The following is a 16697-nucleotide window of genomic DNA, read 5'->3' on the forward strand; positions in this document are numbered from 1 at the left end:
GTTCAAATAACCTGCTTTGTGGCCAATTTCCCCGCATCCTATAACCTCAGCCGCTAAACTCCCTTGTGTTTATTCCATAAAGTTTTAACTCGCGGTTTGCTTATAGCGGCAAAATGCGAAACGATACCGCCCTGAAATTATCCCCAGCAGTTGGCGCCTGATATGGCCGCGCTGAACGACGTTTTTCTCGCCGTAAGATAGCCCCATCACAAGTTGATGCCCGCCAACGCGGCGGGAGATGATTTACGCTATTTTTCATTAAAACAATAACGACCGGTAACGGCCGGCATGCAGACACAATCAAAAGAATACTATCGAGGATTTATGCCACACACTGAAAAACCGCAAGGACTACACCGGGGGCTGGAAGCCCGGCATATCGAGCTGATTGCTCTGGGCGGCACCATTGGTGTCGGCCTGTTTATGGGCTCGGCCAGCACGCTGAAGTGGGCGGGGCCGTCGGTGTTATTGGCTTATATCATCGCCGGGCTGTTCGTGTTCTTTATTATGCGTTCGATGGGCGAGATGCTGTTCCTGGAACCGGTCGCGGGCTCCTTTGCCGTTTATGCACATAAATACATGAGTCCGTACTTTGGCTACCTGACTGCCTGGGGCTATTGGTTTATGTGGATTGCCGTCGGCATCTCGGAAATTACCGCCATTGGGGTCTACGTGCAGTTTTGGTTCCCGGAGATCCCGCAGTGGCTGCCGGCGCTAATTGCCGTGGCGATGGTGGCGTTGGCTAATGTGGCGGCGGTACGCCTGTACGGCGAACTGGAGTTTTGGTTTGCCATGATCAAGGTGACCACCATTATTGTGATGATTCTGGTGGGGCTGGGGGTGATCTTGTTTGGCTTTGGTAACGGAGGGCAGCCCATCGGCTTTGCCAACCTGACCGAACACGGCGGTTTCTTTGCCGGCGGCTGGAAGGGCTTCCTGTTTGCGCTGTGTATTGTCGTGGCGTCCTATCAGGGGGTTGAGCTGGTCGGCATTACCGCCGGTGAGGCCAAGAACCCGCAGGTGACGCTGAAACGCGCGATCAACAACATCCTGTGGCGTATCCTGATCTTCTACGTCGGTGCCATTTTTGTCATTGTCACCATCTTCCCATGGAACGGCATCGGCACCACCGGCAGCCCATTCGTGCTGACCTTTGCCAAAATCGGCATCGTTGCCGCCGCCGGTATCATTAACTTCGTGGTGCTGACTGCAGCGCTCTCTGGCTGCAACAGCGGTATGTATAGCGGGGGGCGCATGCTGTACGCGCTGGCCAAGAACCGTCAATTGCCCGCCTCGCTGACCCGTTTGTCGGCCAGCGGCGTGCCGGTGAACTGTATTGCCGTGACGATTGCCTGTCTGCTGGTGGGTTCCGGCTTGAATTATCTGATCCCCAATCCGCAGGCGGTGTTCGTTTACGTTTACAGCGCCAGCGTGCTGCCGGGCATGGTGCCGTGGTTTGTGGTGCTGATCAGCCAACTGTATTTCCGTCGTGCCCATAAGGAAGCGATCAAAACCCACAGCTTTAAGTCGATTATGTTCCCCTATGTGAACTATCTGACCATCGCTTTCCTGGTCTGCGTACTGATCGGCATGGGAATTAACCCGGATACGCGTATTTCTTTGTTGGTCGGGGCAATATTCTTAGCGGCAGTCAGTCTGTGCTACTTTGCTTTCGGTATGCACAAGAAACATCATCCGGCTGAAAAACGGACAGAAACCCAGCAATAACCGGTGAAAAGGGGCTATGGAGAGCCCTTTCCTGTGCGGGACTGAGCAAAGCGTAATCAAACGCAACATTTCTGCGAAAAAGCACTAGACAGGATTGGGTTAAAACCGTAGTATCCCCTCCCGCAACGGCGCTATGCGCCCGTAGCTCAGCTGGATAGAGCGCTGCCCTCCGGAGGCAGAGGTCTCAGGTTCGAATCCTGTCGGGCGCACCATTAAGTTTGTGTGCAAGAGCTGCGGTGGTAGTATTACCGCGTGAAGTTAAGAAGTAATGGTGGCTATAGCTCAGTTGGTAGAGCCCTGGATTGTGATTCCAGTTGTCGTGGGTTCGAGTCCCATTAGCCACCCCACTTCCTAAGAGAAGTGAAGAATTGTAAGCTGTTTTGTGACTGTGCGAAGGTGGCGGAATTGGTAGACGCGCTAGCTTCAGGTGTTAGTGTTCTTACGGACGTGAGGGTTCAAGTCCCTCTCTTCGCACCACACACAAAATGTCTAATAAATTTAATATTTACATAGACATAAGCGATAAGATTCGGTAGTATCTGCAACAAGAAATCGGCGAGTAGCGCAGCTTGGTAGCGCAACTGGTTTGGGACCAGTGGGTCGGAGGTTCGAATCCTCTCTCGCCGACCACTTTCAGAAAAGCCCGTTCAGCAATGAACGGGCTTTTCGCTTTCTGCGATTCGGTAAACCTTACTCTCAACTCTCAACTCTCAACTCTCAACTCTCAACTCTCAACTCTCAATCCTCACTTTCCTGTTGTCTGGCTGCCATGTTGGCTTTCAGCGATATCGGCATGGCGCATTGTCGCCAGGTTGAGACATATAACATCATGATTTAACACTATAAAAATCACTTTGGCTTAAGTCGTCGTTATAAGGCGACATATCCGTTGGTGTTTGGGGAAGAGGGGGGCAACACTCGATGAGGAATATCGAACTCAGCATAATGATTAAATTAGTTACAATTCAAATGATTAACTCTAATTTTTCAAATGCAGACATGTTTTACCCAAAGTTGGCACGCCAAGTGCAATATCTATTCTGTAGATGCTCATTCCACCTCTTATGTTCGCCTTAGGCTTCATAAACCCTGGGAATGACGCAGAGCCGATTTAGGGTGCCTATTGCCCACCAGAACGATGTCAGCGTTGCTTGCAACCCGACATCACACTCCGGGCAAAACGTTGAGTGAGGCACCGCCCCTGTTGTCCTAGACCTGATTGCTTTTTTATACACTTGCCACCGCGGCAAGTGTTTTTTTTTGCCGGTAGATAATCGACAGGCGAAAAAAAAGCGCGGCATCGATGCCGCGCTTTGATCACTTGATACTGTCGTTATGAATCGCCATTCTGCTTCAGGGTCAACATCAGGCCTTCACGACGCATCTGGGCAGCCTCATCGGAGCGGTGCAGCTTATCCAGTACGTCCGCCAGCCAGGCGTAGTCGTAGGCATCCGGACGCTGTTTCAGCGCTTCCCGGAATGCATCGGCAGCTTGTTGCCACTCACCGTGTTTCATCAACAACTGACCCAGCGTGCTGTTCAGCAGCGGTGTGGCGCCATGCTGCTTCACCTGCTGGCGCAGCGCTTTCTCCAACTGTTGTGGATTGCCGGACTTCAGACGCGGGATCAACAGCACCAGACGTTCATCGTATTGGCGCTTCAGGCTATCGAGCACGATTTCCTGTGCCAGCTCGTGGTCATTGCATTCGATCAGGTGATCCACCATCGCAATTTGCAGCGGAACTTCATGGCGCGTTTTGCGGCTCTGATCTTTCCACCAGCGTTTCAGACCGTCGCTGCCTTCATCCGCCATGGCCTGATTCATCAGGCCAATATAGGCCTGCTGCTGCAGGGCCTGCAGTTCAGCCTCGGTATGCAGGTTAATCTTGCTCATCGACGGCAGGATCTCCAGCAACGAGGCAAAAGCGCCGGTGCGCAGGTAAGCCAGCTCCGCCAGACGCAACACTTCCGGGTGACGCGGTGCCTGGTTCAGCAGGCGATCGACACCGTGCCGTGCAGCATGGTTTTCGCCCTGCGCCAGTTGGATGCGCACGCGGGTGATATCTACCGGCAACTGGTCGGTGTCGGCGGCTTCGGCGGCACGTTCCAGGTACTGGTTAGTGCGGAAGCCGTCACCGCGTTGTTGTGCGGCCTCAGCGGCCAGCAGGTAGTTCACCACCGGCTGTTCGGCGTGATCGGCATTGCGCGTCAGCAGTTTTTCGACCTGCTTGTAATCGCCTTCGGCCAGTTTGATCAGCGCGGCCTTGGTTTGCTTGCGCGCCCGGCTGCGTTTGCGGCCCAGGAACCAGCCACGGGTACGTGCGCCGGTGTGGAAGACGCGGCGCAGGATCCATTCGATCACCAGCAGCACGACAAACAGCAGGATGCCCATGATCACCAGGCCGGTGACGCTGGTTTCAATATTGTAGTTATCGGTCTGGATCAGCACATAGCCCTGATGGCCGGCCAACATCGGCCCGACAACCACGCTAGCGATCAGCACCAGGAACAGAAATAGCACGCGTAACATGGCTTATCCCTCCTGGTGGGCTGCAGGGGACTGGGTCATCAGATTGCGCACCCGGGTCTGCATCAGTTTTTCCAGCAGTGGCTGGCTTTTCAACTGATCCGGCACGTCCATGGTGATCGACTGCTGGCTCAGGGTATCCAACTCTTCCAGGAAAGCTTTCGTGGCCGGGTCGGTAGTATCGAAATAGGCGCGGACCCAGGTAGAAATGGTTTCCAGCGACTGTTTGTACACTTCGTTCTGGTGGCGTGGGATCGCCTGAGCGGCGACCAGCAGGCGTGAACGGATATTTTCACGCAGGTAAATGTCCTGATTCGGTGCCAGCAGCGGTTCGGCACTGCTATCACGGCGGCGAACGGTAATAAAGTCGGCCATAAAGTTGTGCCAGCTTTTGGTCAGGTTTTGCCGCCATTCGCCGATCGAACTGGATAGCTCGCTGCTGTCCTGATCCATCGGTGCTTCATCACTGTTGTTATCCGCCAGACGCAGGTTATCAACCTGGTTGGATAACTGATTTGTCTTGAGAATGATGCCATCGAAATCTACCTGGGTCAGGGTGGACAGCGTGCTGACGTCTTCGGTAATCGCCCGGCGAACCTCGAGCAGGCTCGGATCGTTCATGTCTGCCAGGCTGGCATCGGCGCTTTTCAGCAGAGCGGCGGCGGTGGTGACGTCCTGATCGCTCCACAGTTTACGGCCGGCCATTTTCACCAGGAAATCGGCCTGCGCCAGTAACCAGGTCTTGGCGTCGCTGCCGGAGATGATGGCGACTTTTTCTTGCAGCTCATTCAGTTGCCGCGTCAGGGTCGCTTGCTCGCGGTCGGCGGCATCCAGCGTTTTACCCTGTTGCTGTAACAGACCTTCCAGCGCGCTTCTTTCCTGCTGTTGGCTCTGCTTCAGCGCTTCCAGCTGTTGCTGCAAGTTTTGATTGGCGGCGATCAACTGCTGTGCCTGTCGATGTGTGTGGTAATAGCCGCCGGCGCCCAGGGCAATGACCAGCACGATGGCGATCGCACCCAATACTGGACCGGTATTTTTACCTTTACGCTTGTCAGCATCGGGTGGCTTGGGGCTATCAGCCACTGGGGTTGGCTCTTCAACCGGGGCGGAGGGGGTATTTTGTTCCGTCATAGTGGCACATCCCATAGTCAGGTTTATTGTAGCGCGCGGATCAGCGCGTCATTATCGGCGTTATCAGCTACCCGAATTGTGCTCCAGCCCAATTCCTGGGCGAGGGTAGCCAGGCGTTCACTCACCACTACCAGGCGGCAACGCAACAGCCACGATGAACGGTAGTAATCAGGAACTAAAGTATAGAGCTGTTGTAACATTTCACCGCTGGTGACTACCAGCGTATCAACACCGGCACGCTGCCAGTGGGCGCTTTGCTCGCTGCCATCATAGTGCACCGGGCTGCGTTGATAACATTCATAATAGCTGACGGTGGCACCACGTTCACTCAGGCTGTTGCCGAGCAGCTCGCGCCCGCCGTTGCCGCGCAGGATCAGCGCCTGCTTGCCGTCCAGCTTCTGCAAGGCAGGTAATAGAAGCAGCGTTTCGCTGATTTCCTGCTCACGCGGGTACTCCACCGGCAGGCTGCTGATGCGGTGCATCGCCAGCGCGGTGTTGCGACCGATAGCATAATAGGCCAGCCTGGCAGGCCATGGCAGCCCAACGCGACCCATCACCGAGTTGGCGTAGCTGACCGAATGCTGTGACAGGATAAACACCAAATCGCCATCATTAAGTTGCTGCAGCGCCTGTGGCAGTTTAGGCAGATCGCCGCCTGGGGCGAAGTCGATCAGCGGGGCATGATAGGCAACCCGGCCGAGTGCACGCAGTCGGCTCACCAATTGCTCTCCCGAAGGAGAAGGGCGGGTTACCAGGATCGTCATGCCGGGGGATTCCCTTGATAAACATCCTGCAGAATTTCACGGGCGCCCTGTGCCAGCAACTCTTCTGCCAGCTCAATGCCCATTTGTTCCGCCTGCGCGGCCGGGCCGCGACGTTCGCCACGTACCATCTGGCTGCCGTCCGGGGAGCCGACCAATGCACGCAGCCACAGGCTGTCACCATCCAGTTCGGCATAGCTGCCGATCGGTACCTGGCAACCGCCTTCCAGTCGGGTATTCATTGCCCGTTCGGCGCGAACGCGAGTTTCGGTTACGGCGTGATTGAGCGGAGCCAACAGATCACGGGTGATTTCATCGTCAAGGCGGCACTCAATGCCCACTGCACCCTGACCGACGGCCGGCAAGCACTCTTCCGGGCTTAGCGGGCTACGGATGCGTTGTTCCAGGCCCAGGCGTTTGAGCCCGGCGACCGCCAGAATAATGGCGTCGTAGTCGCCGTTGTCCAGTTTTGACAACCGGGTACCGACGTTGCCGCGCAGGTCACGCACGATCAGGTCCGGACGACGCTCACGTAACTGGCACTGACGGCGCAGGCTGGAGGTGCCGACCACGCTGCCCAACGGCAGTTGATCGAGCGAGGCGAAACGATTGGATACAAATGCATCGCGTGGATCGTCGCGCTCACAAATGGTCACCAAACCCAGGCCGACGGGGAAATCTACCGGTACGTCTTTCATCGAATGGACGGCGATATCCGCGCGGCCATCCAGTAACGCCAGCTCAAGTTCCTTAACAAACAGCCCTTTACCGCCGACTTTCGCCAGCGGCGTATCCAGAATAATGTCGCCCCGCGTGACCATTGGCACCAGTTCGACCTGCAGGCCAGGGTGGCTGGCCATCAGACGCTGCTGCACATAATGTGCCTGCCAGAGAGCGAGCGGACTTTGTCGGGTGGCAATTCGAATAATTTTGTCTAACATGCTTGTTACCGTTTTTATAATTCGCCGTTCATCCTACCACTGAGTGTGAAAACTGTCAGTGCAAGAAGCCACAGGCGAATAAAGGACAACGGAATCAACGGGACGTGTGATGTGTTTTGGGGCAGTTAACACTGCGGGTAAATCGTTTGGAGTGGCGCTACAATAATAGTGAAGCGTTACCTCCTTTACGGTCAATCAGCAAGGTGTTAGATTGATCACGTTTCCAGCAATAAGTTGCCAAATATTCTTCCAACACTAACGGCGCTTATGGAATACGGGTTTTTTTCTAAATACCGGGATAATCAGGCGAGACGTCTTGTACCTCTACATCGAGACACTGAAGCAGAGACTGGATGCGATCAATCAATTACGAATCGATCGCGCCCTAGCGGCCATGAAGCCCGCGTTCCAACGGGTATACAGTCTGCTGCCTACCTTACTGCACCACCACCACCCACTGATGCCAGGTTATCTGAACGGTAACGTTCCCCATGGCGTCTGTATCTACACGCCTGATGAAACCCAGCAAGAATACCTCAACGATTTAGAAGACAAATGGGGCAGCCCGTTTGACAAGCTGGCCAGCGGTGAACTGCCGATTACCGGGGTTTATTCGATGGGCAGCACGTCGTCGATCGGCCAGAGTTGCAGCTCGGATCTCGACATCTGGGTGTGCCACCAGTCCTGGCTGGACAACGAAGAGCGTAACCGCCTGCAGCAGAAATGCAGCCTGTTGGAAAAGTGGGCGGCGTCGATGGGGGTGGAAGTCAGCTTCTTCCTGATCGATGAAAACCGCTTCCGCCATAACGAAAGTGGCAGCCTGGGCGGTGAAGACTGCGGTTCCACCCAACATATCCTGCTGCTGGACGAATTTTACCGCACCGCGGTGCGCCTGGCCGGCAAACGCATTTTGTGGAACATGGTGCCGGGCGAAGAAGAAGCGCATTACGATGAGTATGTGCTGTCGTTGTACTCGCAAGGCGCGCTAACGCCGAACGAGTGGCTGGATCTCGGTGGCCTGAGCACGCTGTCGGCGGAAGAATACTTCGGCGCCAGTCTGTGGCAGCTGTACAAAAGCATCGACTCGCCTTACAAAGCGGTGCTGAAGACCCTGCTGTTGGAAGCCTATTCCTGGGAATACCCGAATACCCAGCTGTTGGCGATGGACATCAAGCAGCGCCTGCATCAGGGCGAAATCGTCTGCTTCGGTCTCGACTCCTACTGTATGATGCTCGAACGCGTCACGCATTATCTGAACGAAATCAACGATACTACCCGCCTCGATCTGGTCCGCCGCTGTTTCTACCTGAAAGTTTGTGAAAAACTGTCGCGCGCCAACGCGTGCGTCGGCTGGCGCCGTGAGATCCTCAGCCAGTTGGTCAGCGAATGGGGCTGGGACGAAGAGCGTTTGGCGATCCTGGATAATCGCGCCAACTGGAAAATCGAACGGGTGCGTGAAGCGCACAACGAACTGCTGGATGCGATGATGCAAAGCTATCGCAACCTGATCCGCTTTGCCCGTCGTAATAATCTCAGCGTCAGTGCCAGCCCGCAGGATATCGGCGTGCTGACCCGCAAACTGTACGCCGCGTTTGAAGCGCTGCCCGGCAAGGTGACGCTGGTGAACCCGCAGATCTCGCCGGACCTGTCAGAAGACGACTTAACCTTTATTCATGTGCCGGTTGGCCGTGCCAACCGCACCGGCTGGTATCTGTACAACCAGGCACCGGCCATGGACGCGATCGTCAGCCATCAACCGCTGGAATATAACCGCTACCTGAACAAGCTGGTGGCCTGGGCTTATTTCAACGGCCTGCTGACGCCGAAGACCCGTTTGCATATCAAGAGCGGCAACCTGTGTGACACCGCCAAACTGCAGGAACTGGTGGCTGACGTGTCGCACCACTTCCCGCTGCGGCTGGCCGCTCCCACGCCAAAAGCCTTGTACAGCCCGTGTGAAATTCGCCACCTGGCGATTATCGTCAATCTGGAAAACGATCCGACCGCCGCCTTCCGCAATCAGGTGGTGCATTTCGATTTCCGCAAGCTTGACGTGTTCAGCTTCGGACAGCAGCAGCAATGCCTGGTGGGCAGTATCGATCTGCTGTACCGCAACTCCTGGAACGAAGTGCGTACTTTGCATTTCAGCGGTGAGCAATCGGTGTTGGAAGCCTTGAAAACCATTCTTGGCAAAATGCATCAGGACGCCGCCCCACCGGAATCGGTAGAGGTGTTCTGCTACAGTCAGCATCTGCGCGGCCTGATCCGTACCCGCATCCAGCAATTGGTGTCGGAGTGCATTGAACTGCGACTGTCGAGTACCCGACTGGAGCCGGGCCGCTTTAAAGCGGTACGCGTTGCCGGTCAGACCTGGGGCCTGTTCTTCGAGCGGTTAAGTGTGTCGGTACAGAAATTGGAAAACGCGGTGGAATTCTATGGCGCTATTTCCAACAATAAACTGCACGGCCTGTCGATCAAAGTGGAAACCGATCAGGTGCATTTGCCGCCGGTAGTGGATGGCTTCGCCAGTGAGGGGATCATTCAGTTCTTCTTTGAAGACACCTCGGACGACAAGGGCTTTAACATCTATATTCTGGATGAGTCGAACCGGGTTGAGGTTTACCACCATTGTGAAGGCAGTAAAGAAGAGCTGGTGCGTGACGTCAGCCGTTTCTATTCTTCCTCACACGATCGCTTCACTTACGGCTCCAGCTTTATCAACTTCAATTTGCCGCAGTTCTACCAGATAGTGCAGCTTGATGGCCGCACTCAGGTGATCCCGTTCCGCAGCAACGTGTTGTCGAGCCTGTGTGTACCGCTGACCGATGGTTCCGCTCAGCCGCTGAAACAGCAGTTCCAGCTACACTGACATTACAGGGGCTCGCGTTTGCTGAACCCCTGTGAATGTCGTTATTTTCAGGCAAATTTCACTTCTTCGCCTGCCTGCGCGCTGGCAGCTTCGCTCAGCAACGGGTAGAAGGCACGATCGCTGCGATCGCAGAGCCACACGCCATCACGGTAGTTAAAGTGATAGCCGCCGGTCTTGGTCGCCAGCCAAACCTGATGCAGTGGCTCCTGGCGATTGATGACAATTTTGGTGCCATTTTCGAAGCTTAACGTCATGACGCCGCCGTTAGTTTCGTAATCGATATCCGCATCGCCAGCAAAATCGTCCAGTGTCTCTTCAATATTAAGCATCAGTTGGTCAGCTAACTGGTGAAACTCACTGTCGTTCATATTCAATTCCTATTGCTTTTCATGATCCACCTGCGATTATAGAGACCTTGGACGCATGAATTACAGGCATTAATGCAAATGAAAAAACAACTACGCTATGCGCTGATGGCAGTTCTGCTTGCCGGGCTCTCCGGCTGTGGTCTGAAAGGCCCGCTGTACTTCCCTCCAGCCGATCCGGCCAGCACTAAGAAACCGGCCACTCAGGTTCAGACTGGCGAGCAAGTACAGAAAAATCAGCAGGAACTTTCCAGCTCTCAGCAAAAACCGTCGATGAGCGCTCAGTAACACCTTGTTTGCGGCGGCACAGGCCACCGCAAACCAAGACGGATAGCGGAGTATGATATGCAGTTCTCCAAAATGCACGGTCTGGGCAACGACTTTATGGTGGTCGATGCCGTTACACAGAATGTCTATTTTTCACCCGAGCTGATCCGCCGTTTGGCCGATCGGCACCTGGGCGTTGGCTTTGACCAGCTGCTGGTGGTAGAACCACCTTACGATCCGGAACTGGATTTCCACTACCGTATTTTTAACGCCGACGGCAGTGAAGTGGCGCAGTGCGGTAACGGCGCTCGCTGTTTTGCCCGCTTTGTACGGCTGAAAGGGCTGACCAACAAGCGCGATATTCGCGTGAGTACCCAGACTGGGCGTATGGTGCTGAGCGTCACCGATGATGATCTGGTGTGCGTGAATATGGGCGAGCCGAACTTCGATCCTCAGACGGTGCCTTTCCGCGCGACCAAAGAAGAAAAGACCTACATTATGCGTGCGGCGGAACATACGGTGCTGTGCGGCGTGGTGTCGATGGGCAACCCGCATTGTGTTTTACAGGTAGATGAGGTAAAAACCGCCAAGGTGGCGTTGCTCGGGCCGGTGCTGGAAGGGCATGAGCGTTTCCCTGAGCGGGCCAATATTGGTTTTATGCAAATTGTCAGTCGTGAGCACATCAAACTGCGCGTGTATGAGCGCGGTGCTGGCGAAACCCAGGCCTGCGGAAGCGGTGCCTGTGCGGCGGTGGCCGTGGGGATCCAACAGGAATTGCTGTCAGAAGAGGTGCATGTAGAACTGCCGGGCGGCAGCCTGCATATTCGCTGGAAAGGACCGGGCAGCCCGTTGTTTATGACCGGCCCGGCAACCCATGTATATGACGGATTTATTCATCTATGAAGAGCGTTGAGGACCAGGCTGTCGCAGGCATTGAGCTTGACGACGACGCCGTGATGCAGTTTTTGCTGCAAAACCCGGATTTCTTTATCCGTAACGCGCGGTTGGTGGAACAGATGCGCGTTCCCCATCCCGTTCGCGGTACCGTGTCGTTGGTCGAGTGGCATCTGGCTCGCCAGCGTAATCATATCAACCGGCTGGAAGAAGAAATTACCCTGCTGATGGAACAGGCCAGCGCCAACGAAACGCTGTTTGCCAGCCTGCTGCATTTACAGGCCAATCTGGCCACCGCCGACAGCCTGCAGGATATGCTTAACCGCCTGCAGCGTTGGGCGCGCGGTTTCGGTTTGGCCGGTGCCAATATCCGCCTGTTTTCCGAAAGCTGGAAAATCGGTGCGCCTTCCGATTTCACCCACCTTGCCCTGTCGCGTTCGTCGTTTGAACCGCTGCGCATTCAGCGCCTGGGTGACCAACAGCATTTCCTCGGCAGCCTGAATGGCCCTGAGTTGCTGTTGCTGCTGCCGCAGGCCAAGCTGGTCGGCTCGGTAGCGCTGTCGATGCTGGGTGAAGACGGCGAACTGGGTATGGTGATCTTCAGCAGCCGCGATACGCAACACTATCAACAAGGCATGGGCACGGTGATGCTTAATCAACTGGCGCGCATGTTACCGGAACTGCTGGAACGCTGGGTCGAACGCGCATGACTCCGCTAGCGGCCAGCCTGCAACAGCCGGTGGACGCTTTTTTGCGCTATCTGAAGGTCGAGCGTCAGCTCAGTCCACTCACCCAGTTGAGTTATTCACGTCAACTGCAGGCGCTGATGGTACTGGCGCAGGAGATAGGCGTGACGGAGTGGCCGGTGCTGGACGCCGCCAAAGTCCGCCAGCTTGCGGCACGCAGTAAGCGCGCCGGGCTACAGTCATCCAGCCTCGCGCTGCGCCTGTCGGCGTTGCGCAGCTTTCTCGACTGGCAGGTCAGCCAGGGCATGCTGATTGCCAACCCCGCCAAAGGGATCCGAACGCCACGCAGCGGCCGTCATCTGCCGAAAAATATCGACGTCGATGAAATGAATCAGCTGCTGAATATCGATCTTAACGATCCCCTGGCGGTACGCGATCGCGCCATGCTCGAAGTCATGTACGGTGCCGGGCTGCGTCTTTCTGAACTGGTGGGGTTGGATTGTCGCCATGTCGATCTGGCCGCCGGTGAAATCTGGGTGCTGGGGAAGGGCAGTAAGGAACGCAAGCTGCCGGTGGGGCGGACTGCGGTGACCTGGCTTGAACACTGGCTGGCGATGCGCGATCTGTTCGGGCCAGCAGACGACGCGATGTTTCTGTCCAATCAGGGCAAACGCATCTCGACCCGTAACGTGCAAAAGCGTTTTGCCGAGTGGGGCGTCAAACAGGGCGTTAACAGTCACATTCATCCGCACAAGCTGCGCCACTCGTTTGCTACCCATATGCTGGAGTCTAGTGGCGACCTGCGAGCGGTGCAGGAACTGCTCGGTCACGCCAACCTGACCACCACCCAAATCTACACCCACCTCGACTTTCAACATCTGGCCAACGTGTACGATGCCGCGCATCCACGTGCCAAACGGGGGAAATCCTGATGCATTTTTATCGTCCGTTGCGGCCGCTGGCGGCGCTGACCTTTGATCTGGACGACACGCTGTACGACAACCGCCCGGTGATCAAACAGACCGAGCTGCAGTCGGTGGCCTTTCTGCAGAACTATCATCCTGGGCTGAACCACTTCCAGTCGGCGGATTTTCATCGCCTGCGCCAGGAGCTGCGTGAACAGGATCCGGAGATTTATCACGATGTCACCCAGTGGCGCTGGCGTGCTATCCATTTGGCGCTGAGCCGTCAGGGGTTGCGTGATGCCGAAGCCGCCGATGGCGCCGATGCGGCGATGCAGAACTTTGCGCTGTGGCGCAGCCGTATCGAAGTACCGGACGCGACGCATGCTACGTTGAAGGCGCTGGGCGAACGTTTTCCGCTGGTGGCTATCACCAACGGCAATGCCGATCCGGCGCTGTGCGGGCTGGATGGTTACTTCCAGTTTGTGCTGCGTTCCGGGCCAGATGGCCGCGCCAAGCCCTATCAGGACATGTATCAACTGGCCGCTGAGCGGTTAGGCGTTGCCCCTGAACGTATTCTTCACGTGGGTGATGATTTGACCACCGACGTCGCCGGGGCATTGCGCTCCGGCCTGCAGGCCTGTTGGATCAACGACCGCCAGCGCAGCCTGATGCAGGCCGCCGACAGTCGTCTGCTACCACATATTGAGATTTCGCAGTTGGCATCGCTGACAGCATTGTTATAATCCCTGCCAGAACTCTGTATAAATTCCCAGTGGAATCGCGTCTCTGACGCGCTTTCCCTTACCAATTAATGGTGCCTATGGACGTTTCCGATCTGCTCGACAGCCTGAATGAAAAACAACGCGAAGCCGTGGCGGCGCCACGTGGCAACCTGTTGGTACTGGCCGGCGCGGGCAGCGGTAAAACCCGGGTACTGGTGCATCGAATTGCCTGGCTGCTGTCGGTAGAGAACTGCTCGCCGTATTCCATTATGGCGGTGACGTTCACCAACAAAGCGGCGGCGGAAATGCGTCACCGTATCGAACACCTGATTGGCACCAGCCAGGGCGGCATGTGGATCGGGACCTTCCACGGCCTGGCTCATCGGCTGCTGCGTGCTCATCATTTGGATGCCAACCTGCCGCAGGATTTCCAAATCCTCGACAGTGACGATCAGTTCCGTCTGCTTAAACGCATCGTCAAGGCGCTGAATATCGATGAAAAACAATGGCCGCCGCGTCAGGCGATGTGGTACATCAACGGCAAAAAAGATGAGGGCCTGCGCCCGCAGCACGTTGAAACCTATAACAACCCGGTGGAAGCGACCTGGCTGCGTATCTACCAGGCCTACCAGGAAGCCTGCGATCGCGCCGGGCTGGTGGACTTTGCCGAACTGTTGCTGCGCGCCCATGAGCTGTGGCTGAACAAGCCGCATATCCTCAATCATTACCGCGAACGCTTCACCAACGTGCTGGTGGACGAATTTCAGGATACCAACAGCATCCAGTATGCCTGGATCCGCCTGCTGGCCGGCAATAACAGCAACGTGATGATCGTCGGTGACGATGACCAGTCGATCTACGGCTGGCGGGGCGCTCAGGTGGAGAATATCCAACGCTTCCTGAAGGATTTCCCCGGCGCGCAAAGCGTGCTTCTGGAACAGAACTACCGTTCGACCAGCAATATCCTGAAGTCGGCCAACACCCTGATAGCCAACAACGGCGGACGCATGGGTAAAAACCTGTGGACCGAAGGGGGCGAAGGCGAACCTATCTCTATCTACTGCGCCTTTAACGAGCTCGACGAGTCCCGCTTTGTGGTGGGTCGTATCAAAGCCTGGCAGGAAAACGGCGGTGCGCTGAATGATTGCGCCATCCTTTATCGCAGTAACGCCCAGTCACGCGTGCTGGAAGAGGCGCTACTGCAAACGGCGATGCCATACCGTATTTACGGCGGGCAACGCTTCTTCGAGCGTCAGGAGATCAAAGATGCCCTGGCCTACCTGCGGCTGATCGCCAACCGCAACGACGATGCTGCCTTCGAACGCGTGGTGAATACGCCGACGCGCGGCATTGGCGACCGCACACTGGACGAAGTGCGCCGTACGGCCCGCGATCGTCAATTGACCATGTGGCAGGCCACCCGCGTGCTGCTACAGGACAAAGTGCTGGCCGGGCGTGCAGCATCCGCGCTGCAACGCTTTACCGAACTGTTGGACTCACTGGCACACGAAACCGCCGATATGCCGTTGCACGTCCAGACCGACCGGGTGATCCGCGACTCGGGGCTGTTCATTATGTATGAGCAGGAAAAGGGCGAAAAAGGTCAGGCACGTATCGAAAACCTTGAAGAGCTGGTGACGGCAACGCGTCAGTACAGCTATCAGGATGAAGATCAGGATCTGATGCCGCTGCAGGCGTTTCTGTCACACGCTGCGCTGGAAGCGGGCGAAGGGCAGGCCGATGCCTATCAGGACGCGGTACAGTTGATGACCCTGCACTCGGCCAAGGGGCTGGAGTTCCCGCAGGTGTTTATTGTCGGCATGGAAGAGGGGATGTTCCCGAGCCAGATGTCGCTGGACGAAGGCGGCAGGCTGGAAGAAGAACGCCGCCTGGCCTACGTTGGTCTGACCCGCGCCATGCAGAAACTGACGCTGACCTATGCCGAAACACGTCGTCTGTACGGCAAAGAGGTTTATCACCGGCCTTCACGTTTCATCGGCGAACTGCCGGAGGAGTGTGTGGAAGAAGTGCGTTTGCGCGCCAGCGTATCGCGCCCGGTGAGCCATCGTCGCATGGGCACGCCGATCAGCGAAAACGACACCGGTTACAAGCTGGGCCAGCGCGTGCGCCATCCCAAGTTTGGTGAAGGGACCATCGTCAATCTGGAAGGCAGCGGCGAACACAGTCGGCTGCAGGTTGCTTTCCCGGGTGAAGGGATCAAGTGGCTGGTGGCCGCCTACGCCCGTCTGGAGACGGTGTAAGCTCTGGTACTAACAGGGGCGAATGGACCCGCCCCTGCAGTCAGGTCAAACAGAACGGGTATAGCGATCGCCAATCTGTGCGGTGGCATACCAACGCATCACTGCTTCAGTACCCTCAGCCCCTTCCTGCGGTGCCCACGGCATGCAGTCTTCTTCCGACAGCGCCTGATAGGGCCCTTGTTTCACTTCGAACACCACGCCGCCCGGATCAACCGACAGCACGGCATGCCAGGTAAACGCCGGCATCTCCAGCACTTTGGTTTCTTCGCCAAGCAGGGTGCGTTGGGTGACGACGCCGTCCTCGTCAAACTGCAACACCACAAAGCGGCCGCGCAGCGGCGTCAGCAGTTCCCAGGTTTGCGGATGGCGGTGGGGGCGGATATAGGTGCCGGGTTCCATGGCAATCGCCAGTCGCTGCACCGGGTCGCTCAACTCGTCGTGCAACGTACGGTGCGCGCGCAGGCGTGCCACTTTAGCGGCCTGTTCACTCATCGCCGTCAGGTCGTGGGCGGTAATCTGTTTCATCAGTAAAGTCCGCAAGCTTATCGTGGCCTAATCTTAGCAACATTCCTGTGCGAGGTCAGAGATCGCCGCGACTATTTCGTTACTGTTTATCGTGAATTAAGCGGATTTTGCCCCA

14 protein-coding genes and 4 tRNA genes are annotated in these 16697 nt (G+C 56.3%); 12 read left to right on the top strand and 6 right to left on the bottom strand.

Translation table 11 applies throughout. From position 1 onward, the window contains the following. Window positions 1–324 precede the first annotated feature (324 nt). The 5 genes from thrP (at window position 325) to OC597_RS20955 (ending at window position 2358) form a co-directional block, all read left to right on the top strand. Window positions 325–1728, top strand: coding sequence for a bifunctional threonine/serine APC transporter ThrP (thrP, locus tag OC597_RS20935; RefSeq protein WP_261285740.1), 1404 nt, complete (start codon window positions 325–327; stop codon window positions 1726–1728). Window positions 1729–1863: 135 nt separating this feature from the next. Beyond that, a tRNA-Arg gene (locus tag OC597_RS20940) sits at window positions 1864–1940 on the top strand. Between the two features lie 59 nt (window positions 1941–1999). After that, window positions 2000–2075: transfer RNA gene (locus OC597_RS20945), tRNA-His, on the top strand. 43 nt (window positions 2076–2118) lie between these two features. Beyond that, window positions 2119–2205, top strand: a tRNA-Leu gene (locus OC597_RS20950). 76 nt (window positions 2206–2281) lie between these two features. Then, window positions 2282–2358: transfer RNA gene (locus OC597_RS20955), tRNA-Pro, on the top strand. 703 nt (window positions 2359–3061) lie between these two features. On the opposite strand, the gene hemY is transcribed toward OC597_RS20955, so the two are convergent. Genes hemY through hemC form a run of 4 tightly spaced genes read right to left on the bottom strand, consistent with a single transcriptional unit; the run spans window position 3062 to window position 7088 of the window. After that, the gene (gene hemY / locus OC597_RS20960) at window positions 3062–4258 is read right to left on the bottom strand and encodes a protoheme IX biogenesis protein HemY (protein ID WP_261259619.1); all 1197 of its coding nucleotides are present in this window, start codon (window positions 4256–4258) and stop codon (window positions 3062–3064) included. 3 nt (window positions 4259–4261) lie between these two features. Continuing rightward, the gene (hemX, locus tag OC597_RS20965) at window positions 4262–5386 is read right to left on the bottom strand and encodes a uroporphyrinogen-III C-methyltransferase (RefSeq protein WP_261259617.1); all 1125 of its coding nucleotides are present in this window, start codon (window positions 5384–5386) and stop codon (window positions 4262–4264) included. Window positions 5387–5409: 23 nt separating this feature from the next. Beyond that, the gene (hemD, locus tag OC597_RS20970) at window positions 5410–6150 is read right to left on the bottom strand and encodes a uroporphyrinogen-III synthase (RefSeq protein WP_129936270.1); all 741 of its coding nucleotides are present in this window, start codon (window positions 6148–6150) and stop codon (window positions 5410–5412) included. Beyond that, on the bottom strand, window positions 6147–7088 hold the full coding sequence (gene hemC, locus OC597_RS20975) for a hydroxymethylbilane synthase (RefSeq protein ID WP_262210358.1): 942 nt from the start codon (window positions 7086–7088) through the stop codon (window positions 6147–6149). The genes hemD and hemC overlap by 4 nt, the downstream gene beginning before the upstream one ends. 316 nt (window positions 7089–7404) lie before the next feature. Here hemC and OC597_RS20980 point away from each other — a divergent pair, with 316 nt between their 5' ends. Then, window positions 7405–9957, top strand: a complete 2553-nt coding sequence (locus OC597_RS20980; RefSeq protein ID WP_261259601.1) for a class I adenylate cyclase — start codon at window positions 7405–7407, stop codon at window positions 9955–9957. A 47-nt stretch (window positions 9958–10004) separates the two neighbouring features. Here the strand turns inward: OC597_RS20980 and cyaY are convergent, their stop codons facing one another. Continuing rightward, window positions 10005–10325 carry an iron donor protein CyaY gene (gene cyaY / locus OC597_RS20985; RefSeq protein ID WP_085116478.1) on the bottom strand — a complete coding sequence of 107 codons (321 nt, stop codon included), beginning with the start codon at window positions 10323–10325 and terminating at the stop codon, window positions 10005–10007. 78 nt (window positions 10326–10403) lie between these two features. Between cyaY and lptM the strand changes: the two genes are divergently transcribed. From lptM to uvrD, 6 genes are all read left to right on the top strand, one after another. After that, window positions 10404–10610, top strand: coding sequence for an LPS translocon maturation chaperone LptM (lptM, locus tag OC597_RS20990; protein ID WP_017891271.1), 207 nt, complete (start codon window positions 10404–10406; stop codon window positions 10608–10610). Between the two features lie 57 nt (window positions 10611–10667). Beyond that, window positions 10668–11492: a diaminopimelate epimerase gene (dapF, locus tag OC597_RS20995; protein WP_261259599.1), complete on the top strand. Its 825-nt coding sequence runs from the start codon at window positions 10668–10670 to the stop codon at window positions 11490–11492. Beyond that, window positions 11489–12193, top strand: coding sequence for a DUF484 domain-containing protein (locus OC597_RS21000; RefSeq protein WP_099062176.1), 705 nt, complete (start codon window positions 11489–11491; stop codon window positions 12191–12193). The genes dapF and OC597_RS21000 overlap by 4 nt, the downstream gene beginning before the upstream one ends. After that, a complete protein-coding gene (xerC, locus tag OC597_RS21005) occupies window positions 12190–13101 on the top strand; it encodes a tyrosine recombinase XerC (protein ID WP_112349359.1) in 912 nt (303 codons plus the stop codon). The genes OC597_RS21000 and xerC overlap by 4 nt, the downstream gene beginning before the upstream one ends. Continuing rightward, window positions 13101–13817, top strand: a complete 717-nt coding sequence (gene yigB, locus OC597_RS21010) for a 5-amino-6-(5-phospho-D-ribitylamino)uracil phosphatase YigB (RefSeq protein ID WP_112349358.1) — start codon at window positions 13101–13103, stop codon at window positions 13815–13817. Before xerC ends, yigB begins: the two co-directional genes overlap by 1 nt. Before the next feature lie 77 nt (window positions 13818–13894). Beyond that, a complete protein-coding gene (gene uvrD, locus OC597_RS21015) occupies window positions 13895–16057 on the top strand; it encodes a DNA helicase II (protein ID WP_099062270.1) in 2163 nt (720 codons plus the stop codon). Window positions 16058–16102: 45 nt separating this feature from the next. Here uvrD and OC597_RS21020 read toward each other — a convergent pair whose 3' ends face one another. Beyond that, complete coding sequence (locus OC597_RS21020; RefSeq protein ID WP_261259580.1) at window positions 16103–16582, bottom strand: WbuC family cupin fold metalloprotein; 480 nt, start codon at window positions 16580–16582, stop codon at window positions 16103–16105. Window positions 16583–16697 lie beyond the last annotated feature (115 nt).

The organism is Serratia proteamaculans, assembly GCF_946227095.1.
Classification (GTDB): Bacteria; Pseudomonadota; Gammaproteobacteria; order Enterobacterales; family Enterobacteriaceae; genus Serratia; species Serratia proteamaculans_E.